The organism is Bacteroides oleiciplenus YIT 12058, assembly GCF_000315485.1.
Lineage (GTDB): Bacteria > Bacteroidota > Bacteroidia > Bacteroidales > Bacteroidaceae > Bacteroides > Bacteroides oleiciplenus.
The window spans coordinates 143348-161268 of record NZ_JH992947.1 but is presented as its reverse complement, the minus strand read 5'-3'; the positions used below and the strand labels follow the sequence as shown (position 1 = coordinate 161268).

At 45.5% G+C, this 17921-nt stretch carries 16 protein-coding genes; 9 read left to right on the top strand and 7 right to left on the bottom strand.

The window, feature by feature from the left end:
• The first annotated feature begins 167 nt into the window (after window positions 1-167).
• The 4 genes from HMPREF9447_RS26670 (at window position 168) to HMPREF9447_RS26655 (ending at window position 3749) form a co-directional block, all read left to right on the top strand.
• A complete protein-coding gene (locus tag HMPREF9447_RS26670) occupies window positions 168-440 on the top strand; it encodes a co-chaperone GroES (protein WP_005780804.1) in 273 nt (90 codons plus the stop codon).
• A 38-nt stretch (window positions 441-478) separates the two neighbouring features.
• Window positions 479-2116 (top strand): chaperonin GroEL, encoded by a 1638-nt coding sequence (gene groL / locus HMPREF9447_RS26665; RefSeq protein WP_009132762.1) that lies wholly within the window; start codon window positions 479-481, stop codon window positions 2114-2116.
• 266 nt (window positions 2117-2382) lie between these two features.
• Entirely contained in the window at window positions 2383-2601 is a 219-nt protein-coding gene (locus tag HMPREF9447_RS26660; protein ID WP_009132761.1) for a winged helix-turn-helix domain-containing protein, read from the top strand.
• Between the two features lie 128 nt (window positions 2602-2729).
• Window positions 2730-3749, top strand: coding sequence for a threonine aldolase family protein (locus tag HMPREF9447_RS26655; protein WP_009132760.1), 1020 nt, complete (start codon window positions 2730-2732; stop codon window positions 3747-3749).
• Window positions 3750-3939: 190 nt separating this feature from the next.
• Here the strand turns inward: HMPREF9447_RS26655 and HMPREF9447_RS26650 are convergent, their stop codons facing one another.
• Window positions 3940-6450 (bottom strand): glycoside hydrolase family 9 protein, encoded by a 2511-nt coding sequence (locus HMPREF9447_RS26650; protein WP_009132759.1) that lies wholly within the window; start codon window positions 6448-6450, stop codon window positions 3940-3942.
• Window positions 6451-6765: 315 nt separating this feature from the next.
• Between HMPREF9447_RS26650 and HMPREF9447_RS26645 the strand changes: the two genes are divergently transcribed.
• Both HMPREF9447_RS26645 and HMPREF9447_RS26640 read left to right on the top strand, forming a co-directional pair.
• Entirely contained in the window at window positions 6766-7737 is a 972-nt protein-coding gene (locus HMPREF9447_RS26645; RefSeq protein ID WP_009132758.1) for a DnaJ C-terminal domain-containing protein, read from the top strand.
• Window positions 7738-7751: 14 nt separating this feature from the next.
• Entirely contained in the window at window positions 7752-8039 is a 288-nt protein-coding gene (locus HMPREF9447_RS26640) for a chaperone modulator CbpM (RefSeq protein WP_009132757.1), read from the top strand.
• A gap of 264 nt (window positions 8040-8303) precedes the next feature.
• Here the strand turns inward: HMPREF9447_RS26640 and HMPREF9447_RS26635 are convergent, their stop codons facing one another.
• The 4 genes from HMPREF9447_RS26635 to HMPREF9447_RS26620 form a co-directional block, all read right to left on the bottom strand.
• Window positions 8304-9233: an acyltransferase family protein gene (locus HMPREF9447_RS26635; RefSeq protein ID WP_009132756.1), complete on the bottom strand. Its 930-nt coding sequence runs from the start codon at window positions 9231-9233 to the stop codon at window positions 8304-8306.
• Complete coding sequence (locus tag HMPREF9447_RS26630) at window positions 9230-10006, bottom strand: class I SAM-dependent methyltransferase (RefSeq protein ID WP_009132755.1); 777 nt, start codon at window positions 10004-10006, stop codon at window positions 9230-9232. The genes HMPREF9447_RS26635 and HMPREF9447_RS26630 overlap by 4 nt, the downstream gene beginning before the upstream one ends.
• Before the next feature lie 127 nt (window positions 10007-10133).
• A complete protein-coding gene (locus tag HMPREF9447_RS26625) occupies window positions 10134-11525 on the bottom strand; it encodes a hypothetical protein (RefSeq protein ID WP_009132754.1) in 1392 nt (463 codons plus the stop codon).
• A gap of 28 nt (window positions 11526-11553) precedes the next feature.
• Window positions 11554-12375: an endonuclease VIII gene (locus tag HMPREF9447_RS26620; RefSeq protein ID WP_009132753.1), complete on the bottom strand. Its 822-nt coding sequence runs from the start codon at window positions 12373-12375 to the stop codon at window positions 11554-11556.
• A gap of 308 nt (window positions 12376-12683) precedes the next feature.
• Here HMPREF9447_RS26620 and HMPREF9447_RS26615 point away from each other — a divergent pair, with 308 nt between their 5' ends.
• From HMPREF9447_RS26615 to rsgA, 3 genes are read left to right on the top strand one after another with little or no spacing between them, the layout of a single operon-like run.
• Window positions 12684-13202 carry a GNAT family N-acetyltransferase gene (locus tag HMPREF9447_RS26615; RefSeq protein ID WP_009132752.1) on the top strand — a complete coding sequence of 173 codons (519 nt, stop codon included), beginning with the start codon at window positions 12684-12686 and terminating at the stop codon, window positions 13200-13202.
• A gap of 28 nt (window positions 13203-13230) precedes the next feature.
• Window positions 13231-14004 carry a class I SAM-dependent methyltransferase gene (locus HMPREF9447_RS26610; protein WP_044138764.1) on the top strand — a complete coding sequence of 258 codons (774 nt, stop codon included), beginning with the start codon at window positions 13231-13233 and terminating at the stop codon, window positions 14002-14004.
• Between the two features lie 18 nt (window positions 14005-14022).
• Window positions 14023-15081, top strand: a complete 1059-nt coding sequence (gene rsgA, locus HMPREF9447_RS26605) for a ribosome small subunit-dependent GTPase A (protein WP_009132750.1) — start codon at window positions 14023-14025, stop codon at window positions 15079-15081.
• Window positions 15082-15187: 106 nt separating this feature from the next.
• Here the strand turns inward: rsgA and HMPREF9447_RS26600 are convergent, their stop codons facing one another.
• Window positions 15188-16894, bottom strand: coding sequence for an acyl-CoA dehydrogenase family protein (locus tag HMPREF9447_RS26600; protein WP_009132749.1), 1707 nt, complete (start codon window positions 16892-16894; stop codon window positions 15188-15190).
• 3 nt (window positions 16895-16897) lie between these two features.
• A complete protein-coding gene (locus tag HMPREF9447_RS26595) occupies window positions 16898-17917 on the bottom strand; it encodes an electron transfer flavoprotein subunit alpha/FixB family protein (RefSeq protein ID WP_009132748.1) in 1020 nt (339 codons plus the stop codon).
• Window positions 17918-17921 lie beyond the last annotated feature (4 nt).

Sequence of the window (17921 nt, the reverse complement as noted above, 5' to 3'; positions counted from 1 at the left end):
ATGGAATATTGTCTTACTCTTTGCCAAATTGGCAGTTTTACACTGACAGAAGTCCAGCTTTGCCGTTTGGCACGCTTTTCGTAATTTGTTTTACGTCTCGTCAAAAGTGAGACAAGACATTACTATAATATATAAAATGTATAACATAATAAAAAAACAAAAGAACTATGAACATTAAACCATTGGCAGACAGAGTGCTGATACTCCCTGCACCTGCAGAAGAAAAGACAATTGGCGGTATCATTATTCCGGATACAGCAAAAGAGAAACCTTTGAAAGGTGAAGTTGTGGCAGTTGGTCACGGTACGAAAGATGAAGAAATGGTATTGAAGACGGGTGACACTGTTTTGTATGGCAAATATGCTGGTACAGAACTGGAAGTTGAAGGTACTAAATATCTCATCATGCGTCAAAGTGACGTACTCGCTGTGTTAGGTTAATATAGTAATTGTAAAATCATAAAATTGTAAATATCATTATGGCAAAAGAAATATTATTCAATATCGATGCCCGCGACCAATTGAAAAAAGGTATCGATACACTGGCAAATGCTGTGAAAGTAACTCTCGGCCCGAAAGGTCGTAACGTGATTATCGAAAAGAAATTCGGTGCTCCTCATATCACGAAAGACGGTGTGACTGTAGCTAAGGAAGTGGAACTGTCTGATGCATACCAAAACACAGGTGCACAGCTGGTGAAAGAAGTGGCATCCAAGACTGGTGACGATGCTGGTGACGGTACTACTACCGCTACTGTATTGGCACAGGCTATTGTGGCTGAAGGTTTGAAGAACGTAACTGCTGGTGCAAGTCCGATGGATATCAAACGTGGTATTGACAAGGCTGTTGCCAAAGTGGTTGAGTCTATTAAGTCACAAGCTGAAAAAGTAGGTGACAATTATGATAAGATTGAGCAGGTTGCTTCTGTTTCTGCCAACAATGATCCGATTATCGGTAAACTGATTGCTGACGCTATGCGGAAAGTTTCTAAGGATGGTGTAATCACTATTGAAGAAGCTAAAGGTACTGACACTACCATTGGTGTAGTAGAAGGTATGCAATTTGACCGTGGGTATCTTTCTGCTTACTTCGTTACCAACACGGAGAAAATGGAATGCGAAATGGAAAAACCGTATATCCTGATTTATGACAAGAAGATTTCTAACCTGAAAGATTTCTTGCCTATTCTGGAACCTGCCGTACAAACTGGTCGTCCTCTGTTGGTAATTGCAGAAGATGTAGATAGCGAAGCTTTGACTACGTTGGTTGTAAACCGTCTGCGTTCTCAGTTGAAGATTTGTGCTGTAAAAGCTCCGGGCTTCGGCGACCGTCGCAAGGAAATGTTGGAAGATATTGCCGTATTGACCGGTGGTGTAGTTATCAGCGAAGAAAAGGGTTTGAAACTGGAACAGGCTACCATCGAAATGTTGGGTACTGCTGACAAGATAACTGTTTCTAAGGATAACACTACTATCGTAAACGGTGCCGGTGACAAACAAAATATCAAGGAACGTTGCGAACAAATCAAGGCTCAGATTGCTGCTACAAAGTCCGATTATGACAAAGAAAAATTGCAGGAACGTCTGGCTAAGTTGTCGGGTGGTGTTGCAGTTCTTTACGTTGGTGCTGCTTCTGAAGTTGAAATGAAAGAGAAGAAAGACCGTGTAGATGATGCTTTGCGTGCAACTCGTGCTGCTATTGAAGAAGGTATCGTACCGGGTGGTGGTGTGGCTTACATCCGTGCGCTTGATGTGCTGGAAGGCTTCAAGGGCGACAACATCGACGAAACTACAGGTGTTGACATCATCAAACGTGCTATCGAAGAGCCGCTGCGTCAGATTGTTGCCAATGCAGGCAAGGAAGGTGCTGTTGTAGTGCAGAAAGTGCGTGAAGGTAAAGGTGACTATGGTTACAATGCTCGTACTGATGTTTATGAAAACTTGCACGCTGCAGGTGTGGTTGACCCTGCCAAGGTGGCCCGCGTAGCTTTGGAAAATGCAGCTTCTATCGCTGGTATGTTCCTGACTACCGAATGTGTAATTGTCGAAAAGAAGGAAGATAAACCTGAAATGCCAATGGGTGCTCCCGGCATGGGCGGCATGGGTGGTATGATGTAATACCTGTTTTCCCTGAATATATAATATACTAAAGACCACAGCATCTCTCTTTTATGAGAGGGCTGTGGTCTTTTTTTCTGTTTATTGGTCAGTATTTTCTCATATTTTCTGTATGTTATTACGAAACTGTTACAATTTTGATTAAAAAAGATATCTTTTGTTTGTTTTCTGTGTTTTATAAATAAAAAGTGATACCTTTAGGGTGAGAATAGATAACCTAAACAAATCACCAATCAATTATTTAACCTTTTTAATGACGAAAAGAGATGAACAAAAGCGACATCGGCCTGAACGCAGGCAAAGTTTGGAGGTTGCTTAGCAATTATGCCAAATGGGACTATGGGACTTTGAAGAGAAAGTCCGGGCTGAAGGACAAAGAACTGGGAGCCGCCTTGGGATGGTTAGCTTGTGAAGACAAGATTGTATTGCACCAGGAGAACGAAGAGCTCTACATTTTTTTGGGCGTGAATGTTTATATCGGGTAACAAACGAAAAAACCGATTGAAAGCTTGAATGAAGGCGAGGATTTCCAAAAATCCTCGCCTCTTTGCTTTTTAGCTAACAGATTATTTTGTTCCTTTGCACATTCTTAGAAAAGTCAATCAATATAATTATGAGAAGTTTTGCTTCAGACAACAATTCCGGTGTGCATCCATTAGTGATGGAAGCTTTGAACCGGGCAAACCAAAATCATGCGGTAGGTTATGGTGACGACCCTTGGACAGAGGAAGCTGTTCGTAAAATAAAAGAGACATTTACTCCTGATTGTGAACCGTTGTTCGTTTTCAATGGAACGGGCAGTAATGCCGTAGCTTTGCAGTTGGCAACGCGCCCTTACAATTTAATCCTTTGTGCGGAGACAGCACATATATATGTGGACGAATGTGGTGCGCCTGCACGCATGACAGGATGCCAGATACGAACCATTGCAACCTCTGATGGCAAACTTACCCCTGAACTGGTGCGCCCATATCTGAAGAATTTTGGTGAACAACATCATTCCCAACCGGGAGCAATTTATATTTCTCAATGCTCGGAATTGGGCACTATATATACTCCGGAAGAACTGAAAGCTTTGACTACTCTGGCGCATGAATATAGAATGTACGTGCATATGGACGGAGCACGCCTGGCCAATGCTTGTGTGGCTTTGAATCTTAGTTTTAAGGAACTGACAGCAGATTGTGGCATTGATATTCTTAGTTTCGGCGGAACGAAGAACGGGTTGATGCTGGGCGAAAGCGTGATTATTTTCAATCCAGATTTAAAGAAGGAAGCACTTTACGTGCGGAAACAATCGGCACAACTGGCCTCCAAGTTGCGATACCTTTCCTGTCAGTTCACGGCATATCTGACGAATGAACTCTGGAAGAAAAATGCGACGCATGCCAATGAGATGGCGCAGAAACTGTACGAAGGTCTGAAAGCATTGCCCGGAATACATTTCACTCAAAAGATGGAGAGCAATCAGTTGTTCCTGACTATGCCTCGCCCGGCAATTGATAAACTGATGAAATCTTATTTCTTTTACTTTTGGAATGAAGCGGAAAATGAAATTCGCTTCGTGACTTCTTTTGATACGACGGAAGAGGATATTCAATCCTTGTTGCAGGCGGTGAAAGAGGCTTTATAATATAGTAAAGATACCCTTTGGCAATAAGTAAAAAGCCCCGGACCTTCGCAGGCATGGAGCTTTGGTCTGAAACTTTCTCCCTTGGGGGTGGGAGAAAGTTTACTGAAAACAAACCGATTGAATATTTACCTTAAATACCTTTGCATGATAACCTTTAACTAACCTTTTCTATAATAACTATGTGTATGGATTACATCCCTACCGCTTCGAGAACTGGTACAAAAGTGTAGCCTTTCCGTTTCAGCGTCTTAATCATTTTGTTCAGATACCCGTTGTAGAATTTGTCCGTGCGGCGGTCATCCGTACCAAAATGTATCAGTATCAGATGTCCGTTCAGACCTTCCTTTTTCTCTACTTCCATAACCTTGTCATAGATGAATTTACTGCTCCGGTATTTCTGTCCCATGTCCGGGGTAGTGTAATCAGCATTGGTCATGGTGCCGGGGGTGTAGTTGATAACCTGGATACCCATATTTTTTGCCCATGCGGCAATTTCTTTATTATAATATTCGTAGGGTGGGATATAGACGGGAACGTCTTTATACTCGATGCCTGCTTTGCGCAGAACTTCGTAACTTTTCAGCATATCCTGTTCAAACTCCTCACGAGTCACTAACAGTGAGTCGCGGTTTTCCCACGGCATATACAATAAATGTCCATAACTATGGCTGCCTACTAAGTGCCCTTCTTTGCGTAGGCGCTTTACTACATCAGGATAAAGCTCATAAAATTCACCAGTGAAGAAGAAACCACCTTTAATGCCATGCTTTTTCAATGTACTGATGATGGCATCTGCACCGTCAGCCTTATCGGCAGCAGTGAAGACGAGTGTTATCTGTTTCTTTGATGGGTCGGTACGGATAATGCCTCCGTTTACATATACATTCTTATCGCCCTGGATACCTGCTTGCTTCATTCCATCTTTTTGCATGGCAGAGAGATAATAAGTGAGACAAGCTGTTCCGTCCATAGTCGGTTCATTCGTGGAATAATCGTGGATGGCGTCATGATAAACCATCAGGTCGGGCTGGAAGCGTTCGTAATCCTGACCGGGAGTGCCGGGGATACCTGTCATGTTCACTCCACGCAGGCTTTCGAAAATGGTACGGTAAACCGGGCCGTCCACTACGCCGCCTGTAGTATTTCCTACACCTGCATTGAGTAATGAAGAGTGCGGCTGCGAGGGATAATCTCCATAAAGAGGAAGTTCCACAATCATACTAGTGCCCCAGGGATTGCAACCGAATAACCAATCGAGCATGGCGGCTTCCATTTCTTTGTAAGTTTCGTCGCCTGTTGTTTCGCGATACAGACGACATTGCGTCAGCATGGCAGTGGTCAGATTGTTGGAACACCAAGTATAGGGGATGCCGTGCATGAAGGGACTTTCGACAGCTTTTTCATAAGTACGGACGATGCCTGCACGCATGTTACGGATAAATTCTTTACTGAGACGGTCGTTGTTTACGGTTGCCAGGTGGTAGTGTCCCATGTTCATGAATGGATACCATTGATAATGGCGCGCACTGTCGGCACCCATCCACGGAGTGACGGGTTCTCGGCGTCCGTATTCAACGGCTTGTTCCAGGTATTTTAAATCTCCGGTGCTTTTGAAAAGTTCCATGGCACCGAGTTCCATATCATCTACCCAGTTATCTTCTTCATAGATATAGGGTGACTTGACGGATGCTGTCTGACAGGCGCCCGGTTTCTTTACACCTTCCTGATAGGCTGCATCAGCCTTCGCACCGATTTCAGCAGCAAATTCAGGATAAAAATCTTTCAAGAGGCGCGCGCCGAGGGCGAAGCAGGAAGCAAATTTGCCTGCTGTGCTGGCTACACCGGTAGTGGCATTCATAAATTGACCACGCACCTGAGGCTCGCCGCTACAGAAATAAACGGGGCGTCCCTTACCCGGTCCGTAACCGTAATCCACCTCATCTTTGTTGGGCAGGCGCATGCCGGCATGGTCACGGTCGTCAGCAATCTGGTTGTACAATTCGCCGGGAGCCGGATTCATGCGGTTCAGCCAGTCGAGGCCCCACTTTATTTCGTCTACGATGTCAGGAACACCGTTGGCGCCGGGAAGTCCGGCTGCATCGTAGAAGTCACCGAAAGATTCCGGATTTTCCTGATAGGCAAACATCATCTGGTAGATGGTATTTGCGGAAGTAGTGGTGTATTGCAGGTAATCGGTAGCATCGTGCCAGCCACCGCGGACGTCGATCTGCTGTCCTGTCTTGGTGGGGTGATACAGGATATAGCCGTCATGCACATGGCAACTGTCTTTCAGGAAAGGGTTGTAGCCGCAACGCTGCTGGCGCATGTAGTTCAGCAGGAAGTCGGCGGTGCCGTTGTACACGTGGTTGTTGATAGGGAAATTGGGAGAAACGGCTTTGCCTGCTTTTAAATAGTAAGTTCCCGGTTGATTGAAGTCGCTGAAATTCAGACGATAGGTACTTTTCATGAGGCCCATCTTTCCGGTTGCCTTGGTGGAGGTGAAAGTGCGGACAGTTTGTCCGGTGAAAGCATCTACCAGTGCATACTCTTGTATGTCAGCTGGTTCTTCGCTCATGAACACTGCCACTTTTACAGCTTGCGGCAAGTAGCCAAGTTGGTTAATACGTATCCATGCATCTGCTTTTACTTGCAGAGCGATGAAGGTGAGTGCTACCGTAAGTAGCCAATGGTTACTTTTCATAATAAGTCAATATATTAAGGTTGGGGGAAATCTGCTCTCTGTAACTGCATTATTCAAATACAAATAAAGTGTTTTCTGCTTATTTTAGGAACTTTTAGTAGAAATAATTAATTGATGTTATGCGTCGTTTACATTCTTTTGAATTTTAAGTAGTGTTAATGAGGATAGTATGAAAGGGGTAATTTATTGTGTATCTTCATGTTGTAGTTTGTAATACTTCTTTTTAATTTTCGTTTACGTATTTTAGTATTCAAAAAGTGGGCTTGGTGCGTTATTTGTGATAGGGTATATAAGAAAAAACTAAAATTATAGACTATGGCTTATATAGATTATTATCAAGTCCTTGGGGTGGACAAGAAGGCAAGTCAGGATGATATAAAGAAAGCGTTCCGCAAGTTGGCACGCAAGTATCATCCCGACCTGAACCCGAACGACTCTACTGCCAAGGATAAGTTTCAGGCAATTAATGAAGCGAACGAAGTGCTGAGCGATCCTGAAAAGCGTAAGAAGTACGATGAGTACGGTGAGCACTGGAAGCATGCCGATGAGTTTGAAGCTCAGAAGCGAGCCCGACAGGAGGCGGGTGCCGGTGGTTTCGGTGGTTTTGGAGGTGGCGGTTTCGGAGGTTCGGGCGCAGGATATGGCTCGGACGGCAACGGTAGTTACTGGTATTCGTCCGACGGACAAGAGTTCTCCGGAAGTGCCGGTGGCGGTTTCTCTGACTTTTTCGAGTCCATGTTCGGACATCGGGGACGTAGTGGAGGCGCTAATGCCGGTTTCCGTGGGCAGGATTATCATGCAGACTTAAACCTGTCTCTCCGCGATGCGGCACAAACCCACAAACAGGTTCTGACCGTGAACGGAAAGAATGTGCGTATCACCATTCCTGCCGGAGTGGCAAACGGACAAGTTATCAAGTTGAAAGGTTACGGTGGCGAAGGTGTGAACGGCGGGCCTGCCGGTGACTTGTATATCACGTTTGTGATTGCGGATGACCCGGTGTTCAAACGTCTGGGTGATGACTTGTACGTGGATGTCCCCATCAATCTTTATACCGCTCTTTTGGGAGGTGACCAGTTGGTGGACACTTTGAACGGACAGGTGAAACTGAAAGTGAAACCTGAAACCCAGAATGGCACGAAAGCCCGTCTGAAAGGTAAGGGATTCCCTGTATATAAGAAAGAAGGACAGTTCGGTGACCTCATTGTGACTTATTCCGTGAAACTACCGACGAACTTGACGGAAGAACAGAAAGAGTTGTTCCGTAAACTTCAAAGTATGAACTAAAAGGAGGTAGCACCATGCAGAACGAATTAATCATAGTCAGCGAATATTGTCGCAAATGCCACATCGAACCGTCATTTATTGACTTGTTGCAGGAAGGTGGGTTGATAGATGTAACGACCGAAGACGGTGAACGCTATCTGACGTTCACCCAACTGCCGGACGTGGAACGTTACAGCCGCATGTATTATGACTTATCCATCAATATGGAAGGAATCGATGCCATTCATCATCTGTTGCAGCGTATGGAAGAGATGCAACGGGAACTTCATGAGTTGCGTAGCCAGTTGAGGCTTTTCAGATGATATCTGAAAAGAATATTCTTTTACGAAAAGCAAATATCCAACCCAGGTCGTATATTTAGGGTAGTTCAGTCGTATACTTAGGGTACCTCAGTCATATACTGAGATATCCTAAGTATACGACTGAGATAGCCCCTATTTATATGCGCTCATAATCAAATTGTTACATTTTGTTGTTTAGTTGGTAATAAATTTAGGCAAATAGACAAAAACACTTCACTCATTTCGGAGCAGTAATGAATTTAATTCTATTGAAATGCCGATTTTTTATATAAGCATCTTCTTTCCGAAGAAGAAAGGAGAGAGGTGTGCTTTATCCAGACAGAATGCTATGAGAATGCTACCGTACAGGGTGGTGGCTGTGGCGGTGCAGAGAAAGCATATTCCTGTCGGGTCGAACGAAAAGAAAGGCAGAAAGAGTTTGGACAGTGCGGTAAAGACAGGGGAGAAAAGAAGAATAGGCAATGTGTTCTTTCCGATAAACAGGGAAGCCTGTTTCACTGTATGGGGAAGATGTTTGTAGATGTACAGCGAGAAGCTGATGACCAGTCCGGTGATTAATATTCCTCCTAAAGTGCCTCTGTTCAGATTTTCCGGCTGACTGCACAGAAAGATCAGAGGGATAATGGCAAGAAAAGAAGAGGGAAAACAAGACAGGAACGAACGTTTGCCTAGATGGATAGCGGTGCCTGCCATGAAATAGAAAGCATTGGCAAATGTCAGCAAATGAAAGACGTAGGAGAAAAGTAGAAGAAGACCGCCTGTTACCAACAGACGGATAAATGGAGTTGCCCGGAAATAAGTATGCACGAAATAATGGGTTGTACCACATAATATGAATGTGTGTAGATACCAGTAAGGCCCAATGGGATCAAGCAGCACTTTGCTGAATAGAACTGAGGCGCTGATTTCTTTTATCCCGTCCCAAACGGGAAACAGCGTAGACATGCAGGCATAACTGATTTCCATAATGGCGTATGGAATGAATATCCATGCCATCGCTTTCAGAAAAACTTTCGGCTTTTTATGCACATTAATCAGATAACCCGAAATCAACAGAAAGGCGGGCATATGGAAAGTATATACGATGCTTTTGACGTACGGATACTTACCTCCTATATAGCTCAGGTGGAAAATGACCATAAGTATGATAAACAGGCATTTCAGATAGTCCAGCTCCTGGATACGGTTCCTCATAATTGTATCAGATAAAAGCATGAGGTACAGAAATAATTGCGAAGATGGGGTATCGAACTGATGAGGCGTGGCAACTTACGCGGTTTAAGGTGAAATTTCTGTTCGTAATGCGGATTGATAAACCAGAATTGTTTGTGAAGAATTCGATAGCGGGAGGTGCAGAGAAGTTTCTCGAATAGTTCGATACTTGTCCGGCATTCCCGTATGTCGAGAAGTTCCTTGATGCGTGCCTGGCTTTCGCCGAAGCGGTGCAGTAAACCACTGTAGGCACCTGCGGGTAATAAATGGATGAAAGGCAGACGTGAAACACACCTGTTCCGGCAAATCTGCTGATGCCCGCCAAAAGGCATTTGCCAAGCGGGAAAGCTGATGAAGAGGATTCCACCGGGAGCGAGGAAACACTTAATATGCTCCAGAAAGCGTTGTTTTCCGGAGATGTGCTCTATGACATCGTGAATCAGTACGATGTCGAACGCTTCTTCCAAATGTGTAATTTGAAAAATATCCGAAGCAATGAAAGTGGCGGGTATTCCTTCTTCCTGGAAGAATTGGCGGGCTTGCCGAATGCGATTTTCGGATAAATCAATCCCTGTAACCCGACAGCCGAGGCAGGCAAAGGGTAGCAGGTTTCCTCCTTCGCCACAACCGATTTCAAGAATCCGGCTTTGGGGAGTGACGGAGGTGAATCGGCGAATGTAGGGAAGGAAATGAAGTTCACTGGTCGCTGCCAGTTCCTGAAAGTAGGTCTTTCTGTTTTCGTGTCTTTGTTGCATACGTTTAGTTATTGTTTTGATGCAACAAAGTTAAGCTTGTACGAGCAGGGAAAGAAAAAAAACGGATGACATTCGGAAAATGTAATCTGTTGTAAATGAGTGAAATGTTGTAATGAGTTATGACATTTTACTCTTCTTCCGTCTCTTCTGTTTCCATTTTTAGCTTCAATCGGCGTTTGCGTTGGGCAACGATGCCGGTGTCGGTGTTGCCGAAGCAGAGGGCAATGGCAAAAGTGCTTAATCCGGCAGAAGCGAGGCAGGAATAAAGCAAATCTGCTTCCGTCAGTTTGGGGTATTGACTTTGCAGTTGGCTGATGTAATCTCCATAGATTTCGAAGATGACTTGTTTCAACTCGACCTGTTCCTTTTCGGTCATCACTTTGATGTTCTTCTTCTCCTTGCTGTTTTGGGCGGCAAGAGTGTCAAGACGACGGGAAATGGGAGTGCGACGGAAGGAAACGCTGCGCAACTGGCTGATTTGTTCTTCCATTTGTTGAAGCATGTGCTCTTTCTCGTGGCTTTCGGAGTATAGGTTCCCTTTTAGCAAAGTTATTTTCTCGCGGAGATTTTTCAGTTCGTTCTCGTATTCCAGCCGGATGATACGTCTCCGTTTCCGGAGAGTTTGCACGATAAGCAGGAAGATGAAGGCGGCGGTTACGAACACTAAAATGCCTAAGCCGATGTAGAAATGCTGTTTCTCTTTTACCATGCGCACTTTCATTTCGGCTTCGTGCCGGTAAGACAGTTTTTCCAGTTCGGTGGTTTTCTGTTGGGCGTAGATGGTGTCTGCACTCATGGTGTAGGCAAGCAGGTGTTCGTAGGCTTTCTGATGGTTGTCGAGGTGTGATTCCAATTGGGCACTATAAAAGTAAGCCGGCAGCCGTGCATCCATTTCCGGGCAGGCTATTCCTTTCTTATAATAGTAACGGGCGGAGTCTGCGTCGCCTTTCATGCGGTATACCTCACCCAGAACGGCATATTGTTTTGATGGAGATTGGCCTGCGGGGGTATAGCGGATGGCAAGCTGTATGTAGTGGGCTACCGAGTCCCATTGTCTCAGACGCTGGTGTACGTATTCAAAGTGGCTGTACAGTTCGTAGAGCATGGCGGAGTCGTTTACGGCATGTGCCAGACGCAGGGCTTTTCTTTGTAGCCGTTCTCCGTTTAAGGAGTCCTGCATGTGGTTCAGGGCACTCCCCATACAGTTGAGCCGGTTGCTCATGGCGGCGGTATCTTTCAGGATAGAGTCGCAAATGTAGGCCTGATGAAGCATATCATATGCTTTGTCGAATACGCGGTCCCACAGATACATTACTCCTAAATTGTAACATATTACGGATCGTTTGCTCAAGTCTTCCACCTCCGGAAGCACCTGGTAGTAGATTGCCATGGCTTTTTCCGGTTGCTTGTTCTTTTGCAGTTCGATGGCTTCATTGATGCGGTCGTCTATACTCTTTTGGGGACGCAGACCACACGAGATGAGGCATGATAATAATAGTAGAATAGTAAACAGCTTCATAAGACTGTGTATTAAAGTATGCTTGCCTTTATTGCTGGCAGCATGGACAATAGTAGACACTGCCGCCCAGATAGGCTTCTTTTATGATTCGTGAACCGCATTGCGGACAGGGCTTCGTATAGGTATTCTTGGAAAGCCGGGTTATGTACTTACCGGGAATTCCGTAGAAGTCTTTTTCCGTATCGCGTACTCCTTTTTCTATCATATCCGCCAGCGTGCCTTTGACAGCATGAAAAAGCTGTTCCTTATCTTCGGCGGACAAGGTGCTGATTTTTCGTTTGGGATGGATGCGGGCATTGTACAGAATATCCTGCAATACACCGTTGCCCAGTCCCGGAATACGTTGTTCCGTAGCCAGCAATGCTTTCACCGAAATGTCTTTCCCGATACCTGCAATCATGCTTTCAAAGAAAGGAAAGTCGAAACGGTCTTCCATCGGGGAGGTTTTTTCCATGCCGCCACGGTAGTAGATATTATCAAATTCTCCTTTAAAAGCATAGATGGCGCCATACATAGCCACTGTGAAGACGAGATAGGTGTCATCTTCAAAAGCGATGAGTAACTGAAATTTAGTAGGACATTTCTCTGTGGCGGTGTAATATTTCATATGGGTACCGTCACCGATGGCCAGATGGGTATCTTCATTGAAACGGATGTCGATGAAAGAGCCATAACCATTGACAGATTCTATGGCTTTTCCTATCAGGAGCTCCGGATATTTTGTTGCGTCTCCATTGAACCAGGCAAAGCGGTGCGGACTGGTGGCGTTTATTACATCGGCAACGATCTTGTCTTTCAATACGTCTGTAGCCTGGCGGCTAATGGTAGTAGATTCAGGAATTTCTATCATAGCTGTCTAATTTTAGTTTTGACAAATGTACACGAAAAAATCTGATTCACAGACATGCAGCATTATTTTTTTGATTATTTATTCGTTTGCATATCCAAACTTTCCTATCTTTGCGGCGTGAAACTACAAACTTCGAAAATATCCGCGTAATAACAGCCTGGTAATTCTTCTCTCAGGCTGGACTATTCTGTTTTGTTCGACATACTTCATGTCTCGAACAAATTTTTTGCACCCTTTTATTTGAAAACTTTACGGAGAGCATTTCTCTGTAATGATTCAATCTATGTATTATTTAAAAACAAAGAAATATGAAAACGAATATTATAGTAAGACAAACAACAGAAGCGGATTATCCTATCGTATATAATTTGATAAAGACGGCTTTTGAAACTGCCGAACACAGAGACGGCACCGAACAGGACTTTGCCGTAGACCTACGCAATGGCGGAAATTATCTTCCGGAACTGGACTTAGTGGCAGAACTTGACGGGCACCTGGCAGGGCACATCATGTTTACAAAAACGTATGTCGCCCAACCGGATGGCAGCAAGTATGACGTTCTGATGGTAGCTCCACTATCCGTGTTGCTGGAATATCGCAACAAGGGTGTTGGCTCTACACTGATGAAAGAAGGTTTCCGCATTGCCGAAGCGTCAGGCTACGGGGCGGCTTTCCTGTTGGGTGATCCCAGTTATTATCAGAGATTCGGCTATAAGCCATCTTACCTGTATGGCATCGGTCACGAAATTTATCCGGCTGAATACCTTCTGGCTAGAGAAATCATTTCCGGCGCTTTGAAGGACGTTACAGGGACAGTTAATATGTAGTTTACAAACATTTTATATACGAAATATCATGAGTAAAGAAGATATGTTAATCACAGAATTTGATTTTACACTAATTGCCAATTATTTTTCAGCTTTAGACCGTCAGGGACCGGGCGGAAAAGAAGAAACACTGAAAGCCCTGAGCTTTATTACCGACCTTCCCGCCAAACCTAGAATAGCGGATTTAGGGTGTGGAACAGGCTTTCAAACGTCTGTTCTGGCTTCCAGTATGGATTGCTCTGTTATCGCGATGGATCTGCTGCCCGAAATGGTGGAAGGTGTGAAAGCAAGAATCAAGCGGGATAACCTGGAAGATAAAGTCACCGCATTGGTAGGCTCGATGACAGAGTTGCCTTTCCGTCCGAATGAATTCGATGTCTTTTGGGCGGAAGGTTCCATCTATAATATCGGCTTTGAAAAGGGATTGACCGAATGGAGAAAGTTTATCAAGCCCGGAGGTTATGTCGCCGTTTCAGAATGTTGCTGGCTGACGAACAAGCGTCCGGACGATATGGATTACTTCCTTCAAAACTTTCCCGAAATAGACAATGTATCGGAAAAACTGCGGATTATGGAGCAGGCGGGTTATCTTCCGGTAGCACATTTTGTATTGCCGGAATATTGCTGGGTTATCAACTATTATGCCCAGATGGAAACCCGTATGCGGGACTTTCTGGAAGAGAATAACAACAGCATGGCGGCGCAGAAGTTTGTTGATTTGATGAAGAAAGATATTCTTGTCTATGAGCGGCATAAAGAGTATTTTGGTTATGTGTTCTTTATAGGACAGAAATGTGATTAAACAAAACGAGAAGAAAAAATGAATAATTTATTGTTATATGGCTGGAACGATAGTCTGTTCCGGCAGAAACAGTCGACGCCTTTTAGCGGCTTGCCTCACGGGCGGGTTACGGTTACTCATAAGACTTGCTATGAGGTGGTGGCTGAAGACGGCTTATATCTCTGCGAATTGTCGGGAAATATTCTTTATGGCAGAATGCCGAACGAATATCCCTGCACCGGAGATTGGGTGATTTTTCAACCGACGAATGAGGGAAGAGGCATTGTTATGGATGTTTTGCCACGCAGCCGGACGCTTTGCCGCAAAAAGAGCGGCACTGTGTCGGACAAGCAAATGATAGCCGTCCATGTGGATAAGGCGTTTATAGTGCAAAGTCTGGATGCAAACTTCAACGTGCGGAGGGCGGAGCGTTTCATGATTCAGGTGCTGGAAGAAGATATTCAGCCTGTACTGATTCTGACGAAGGCCGACCTGGGATTTAATGAACAGGAAATTGCCGACTCGCTGAAGCATCTGGTAGGGAAAGCACAGGTGTTTACGACTTCCATTCATGCACCGGAAACGATAGAGGCATTGCGCCGGTCTATCGGAAAGGGGGAAACGATTGTATTTATCGGTTCGTCCGGTGTGGGGAAGAGTTCTCTGGTTAATGCCCTGTGTGGGAAGGAAGTGCTGGAAACATCTTTTATCAGTGACTCCACAGGCAAGGGGCGGCATACTTCTACAAGGCGTGAAATGGTGTTGCTTGAACATTCGGGCGTATTGATTGATACTCCGGGAGTCAGGGAATTCGGCATCACTTCCGGCAGTGCTGATGTGCTGTCGTCCATGCTGGATATTTCTGATTTGGAAGGAACGTGCCGTTTTGTGGATTGCACCCATACCAATGAACCCGGTTGTGCTGTGATAGGGGCTGTTGCAAATGGCACTTTGGAACAGGGTGTATACGAAAGCTATCTGAAGCTGCGCAGGGAGGCCCGGTATTTCTCTACCTCAGAGCATGAAAGGAAGGGACAGGAAAAGACGCTTTCGAAGGTACTGAAACATTATGCCAAGAATTATAAGAAGGATAGGTAATTCGAAACCTATGGAAAGATAAGTCTCTGACTTGTATAAACTAAGAAGGCTGTCTCTTCACTTTTGGTGGTGGGAGACAGCCTTCTTTTTCTTATTCGTCAGTCAATTACTTGCGATAACTTTCCAGTTCCTCAGTTTTGAACTTGCGGATGAAGTTGAAGTGTTTTTCTACTTCTGCTTCTGCATAGTTCAGATAAACAACGGATGATTTAGCAAACAGTTCGGGAGCTTTGGTCGCATCCTGAATGAGAAGATGGGACATCACGCATACAGCCGCCATTTCGTAAAGGCGACGGGCAACGAAGTCCAGTAATTCCTGGTTCTGTGCTTCCTTCACTGCATTGGTGGTTGCCTCAAATTTATTCGTCATTTCTTTCAGGCGGTCCATCAACGGCTGCATTTCTTCGCTGCAAGGAATTGTTTCATAATCGCGGAGAGTAGCGGCATATGAACCGTTGGTTACGTAACGGATAGCAGCTACAGTCTGCAACTGTGTAGTACCTTCATAAATGCTCGTGATACGGGCGTCGCGGTAGATACGTTGGCAAGCATATTCTAACATGAAACCGGAACCCCCATGAATTTGGATACAGTCGTAAGCGTTCTGGTTGGCATATTCGGAATTCATACCTTTTGCCAGCGGAGTGAAGGCATCGGCAAGTTTGGAATATTTTTTCTGTTCCTGGCGTTCTTCCGGAGTCAGCTTGCGTTCGCGGGAGATATCTTCCAATGCTTTGTAGATGTCTACGTAACGGGAAGTTTGGTATAACAGGGCGCGGCCTGCATCCAACTTAGCTTTCATGATAGCCAACATGTCATATACTGCCGGAAATTCGATGATAGCTTTGCCGAACTGTTTACGGTCTTTAGCATAAGCCAGCCCTTCATTGTAAGCTGCCTGAGACAAACCTACCGATTGTGCAGCAATACCCAGACGGGCACCGTTCATCAATGCCATTACGTATTTAATCAAACCGAGCTTGCGGTCACCGCAAAGTTCGCATTTTGCATTCTTATAAACAAGTTCGCAAGTGGGAGAGCCGTGGATACCGAGCTTATTTTCGATGCGGCGTACGTCTACACCACCTTCGCGCTTGTCGTAGATGAACATGGAAAGACCGCGGCCATCCTTTGTTCCTTCTTCCGAACGGGCCAATACGAGGTGCAGGTCAGCGTCACCATTCGTGATGAAACGTTTCACACCATTCAGGCGCCAGCAATTTTCTTTCTCGTCGAAAGTAGCTTTCAGCATTACGCTCTGCAAGTCGGAACCTGCATCGGGTTCAGTCAAGTCCATTGACATGGTTTCGCCGGCACAGATGCGCGGAATGAAACGGCTGTGCTGATCTTCGTTACCGAATTCGTACAGCGTCTCGATACAATCCTGCAAAGACCAGATGTTACCGAAACCGGCATCGGCAGCAGCCACGATTTCAGCACACATGGTGTACGGAGTGATGGGGAAGTTCAATCCACCGAAACGGCGGGGCATGGTCATACCGTTCAGTCCGGCTTTCACCATGGCGTCAAGATTCTGTCTCGTGCCGCTGGCATATTCCACGCGGCCGTTGGCACAGTGGGGACCTTCTTCGTCCACGCCTTCGGCATTGGGGTTGATAATCTCTCCGGTGATTTCTCCGGTGATTTCGAGCACCTTATCATAAGAGTCCATCGCGTCCGAGTAGTCCTGCGGAGCGTAGTCAAATTTGTCTTTATCTTCGTATCCGCGCTCTTTCAGCTCGCAGATACGTTCCATCATCGGGTTGTTCAGTTGGAACTTCAATTCAGGAACTTCGGTATAAAAATTAGCCATAGCTTACTTACTGTTCTGTTTGTAGTACTTAATCATTTTCGGAATCACTTCTTCCACCGTGCCGTTGATTACATAGTCGGCGATGGTGTTAATCGGAGCATTCTCATCATTGTTGACAGAGATGATAATGCCGCTCTCCTGCATACCGGCGATGTGCTGAATTTGTCCGGAGATACCGCAAGCGATATAAAGTTTCGGACGCACCGTAATACCAGTCTGACCAATCTGACGGTCGTGGTCGCAGAAACCGGCATCGACGGCTGCACGGCTGCCGCCTACTTCGGCGTGGAGTTCCTTAGCCAGTTCGAACAGCATATCGAAGTTCTCACGGCTACCCATACCGTAACCACCGGCTACGACAATCGGAGCGCCTTTCAGGTTGTGTTTTGCTTTTTCCACGTGGCGGTCGATGACTTTCACTACATAATCCGTAGTGGGTACATACTTGGCAACGTTGTGGTTGATAACTTCACCCTGATAGTTGGCATTGAGGATTTCTTTCTTCATCACACCTTCGCGAACAGTTGCCATCTGCGGACGGTGTTCGGGGTTGACAATGGTTGCCACGATGTTACCACCGAAGGCGGGGCGAATCTGATACAACAGGTTTTCATACGTTACGCCTGCTTTCTTGTCTTCGTGCTCGCCGATTTCCAGTGAAGTACAGTCGGCAGTCAGTCCGCTGGTCAGTGCGGAAGAAACGCGCGGACCAAGGTCGCGACCGATAACGGTGGCACCCATAAGGCAGATTTGCGGTTTTTCTTCCTTGAACAGGTTGATGAGTGCGGAAGAGTGGGGCAGTGAAGTATAGGGGAACAAGCCCGGAGCATCGAAGATGTGAAGACGGTCGACGCCGAAAGGCAATACCTGTTTTTCGATACCTGCAAGATTGGTGCCGGCAACCACGGCTTCCAGTTGGCAGCCCAGTTGATTAGCTAACTTGCGTCCTTTTGTAAGGAGTTCGAGACTTACTTCGGCAACTACGGTGCCTTCAATCTCACAATATACAAATACGTTATTCATAACT

Coding starts and splice junctions, on each gene's coding strand:
- HMPREF9447_RS26640 (WP_009132757.1), top strand. CDS start 7,752: ATGCAGAACGAATTAATCATAGTCAGCGAATATTGTCGCAAATGCCAC.
- HMPREF9447_RS26620 (WP_009132753.1), bottom strand. CDS start 12,375: ATGATAGAAATTCCTGAATCTACTACCATTAGCCGCCAGGCTACAGAC.
- HMPREF9447_RS26645 (WP_009132758.1), top strand. CDS start 6,766: ATGGCTTATATAGATTATTATCAAGTCCTTGGGGTGGACAAGAAGGCA.
- HMPREF9447_RS26655 (WP_009132760.1), top strand. CDS start 2,730: ATGAGAAGTTTTGCTTCAGACAACAATTCCGGTGTGCATCCATTAGTG.
- HMPREF9447_RS26630 (WP_009132755.1), bottom strand. CDS start 10,006: ATGCAACAAAGACACGAAAACAGAAAGACCTACTTTCAGGAACTGGCA.
- HMPREF9447_RS26670 (WP_005780804.1), top strand. CDS start 168: ATGAACATTAAACCATTGGCAGACAGAGTGCTGATACTCCCTGCACCT.
- HMPREF9447_RS26610 (WP_044138764.1), top strand. CDS start 13,231: ATGAGTAAAGAAGATATGTTAATCACAGAATTTGATTTTACACTAATT.
- rsgA (WP_009132750.1), top strand. CDS start 14,023: ATGAATAATTTATTGTTATATGGCTGGAACGATAGTCTGTTCCGGCAG.
- HMPREF9447_RS26615 (WP_009132752.1), top strand. CDS start 12,684: ATGAAAACGAATATTATAGTAAGACAAACAACAGAAGCGGATTATCCT.
- HMPREF9447_RS26635 (WP_009132756.1), bottom strand. CDS start 9,233: ATGAGGAACCGTATCCAGGAGCTGGACTATCTGAAATGCCTGTTTATC.
- groL (WP_009132762.1), top strand. CDS start 479: ATGGCAAAAGAAATATTATTCAATATCGATGCCCGCGACCAATTGAAA.
- HMPREF9447_RS26660 (WP_009132761.1), top strand. CDS start 2,383: ATGAACAAAAGCGACATCGGCCTGAACGCAGGCAAAGTTTGGAGGTTG.
- HMPREF9447_RS26595 (WP_009132748.1), bottom strand. CDS start 17,917: ATGAATAACGTATTTGTATATTGTGAGATTGAAGGCACCGTAGTTGCC.
- HMPREF9447_RS26650 (WP_009132759.1), bottom strand. CDS start 6,450: ATGAAAAGTAACCATTGGCTACTTACGGTAGCACTCACCTTCATCGCT.
- HMPREF9447_RS26625 (WP_009132754.1), bottom strand. CDS start 11,525: ATGAAGCTGTTTACTATTCTACTATTATTATCATGCCTCATCTCGTGT.
- HMPREF9447_RS26600 (WP_009132749.1), bottom strand. CDS start 16,894: ATGGCTAATTTTTATACCGAAGTTCCTGAATTGAAGTTCCAACTGAAC.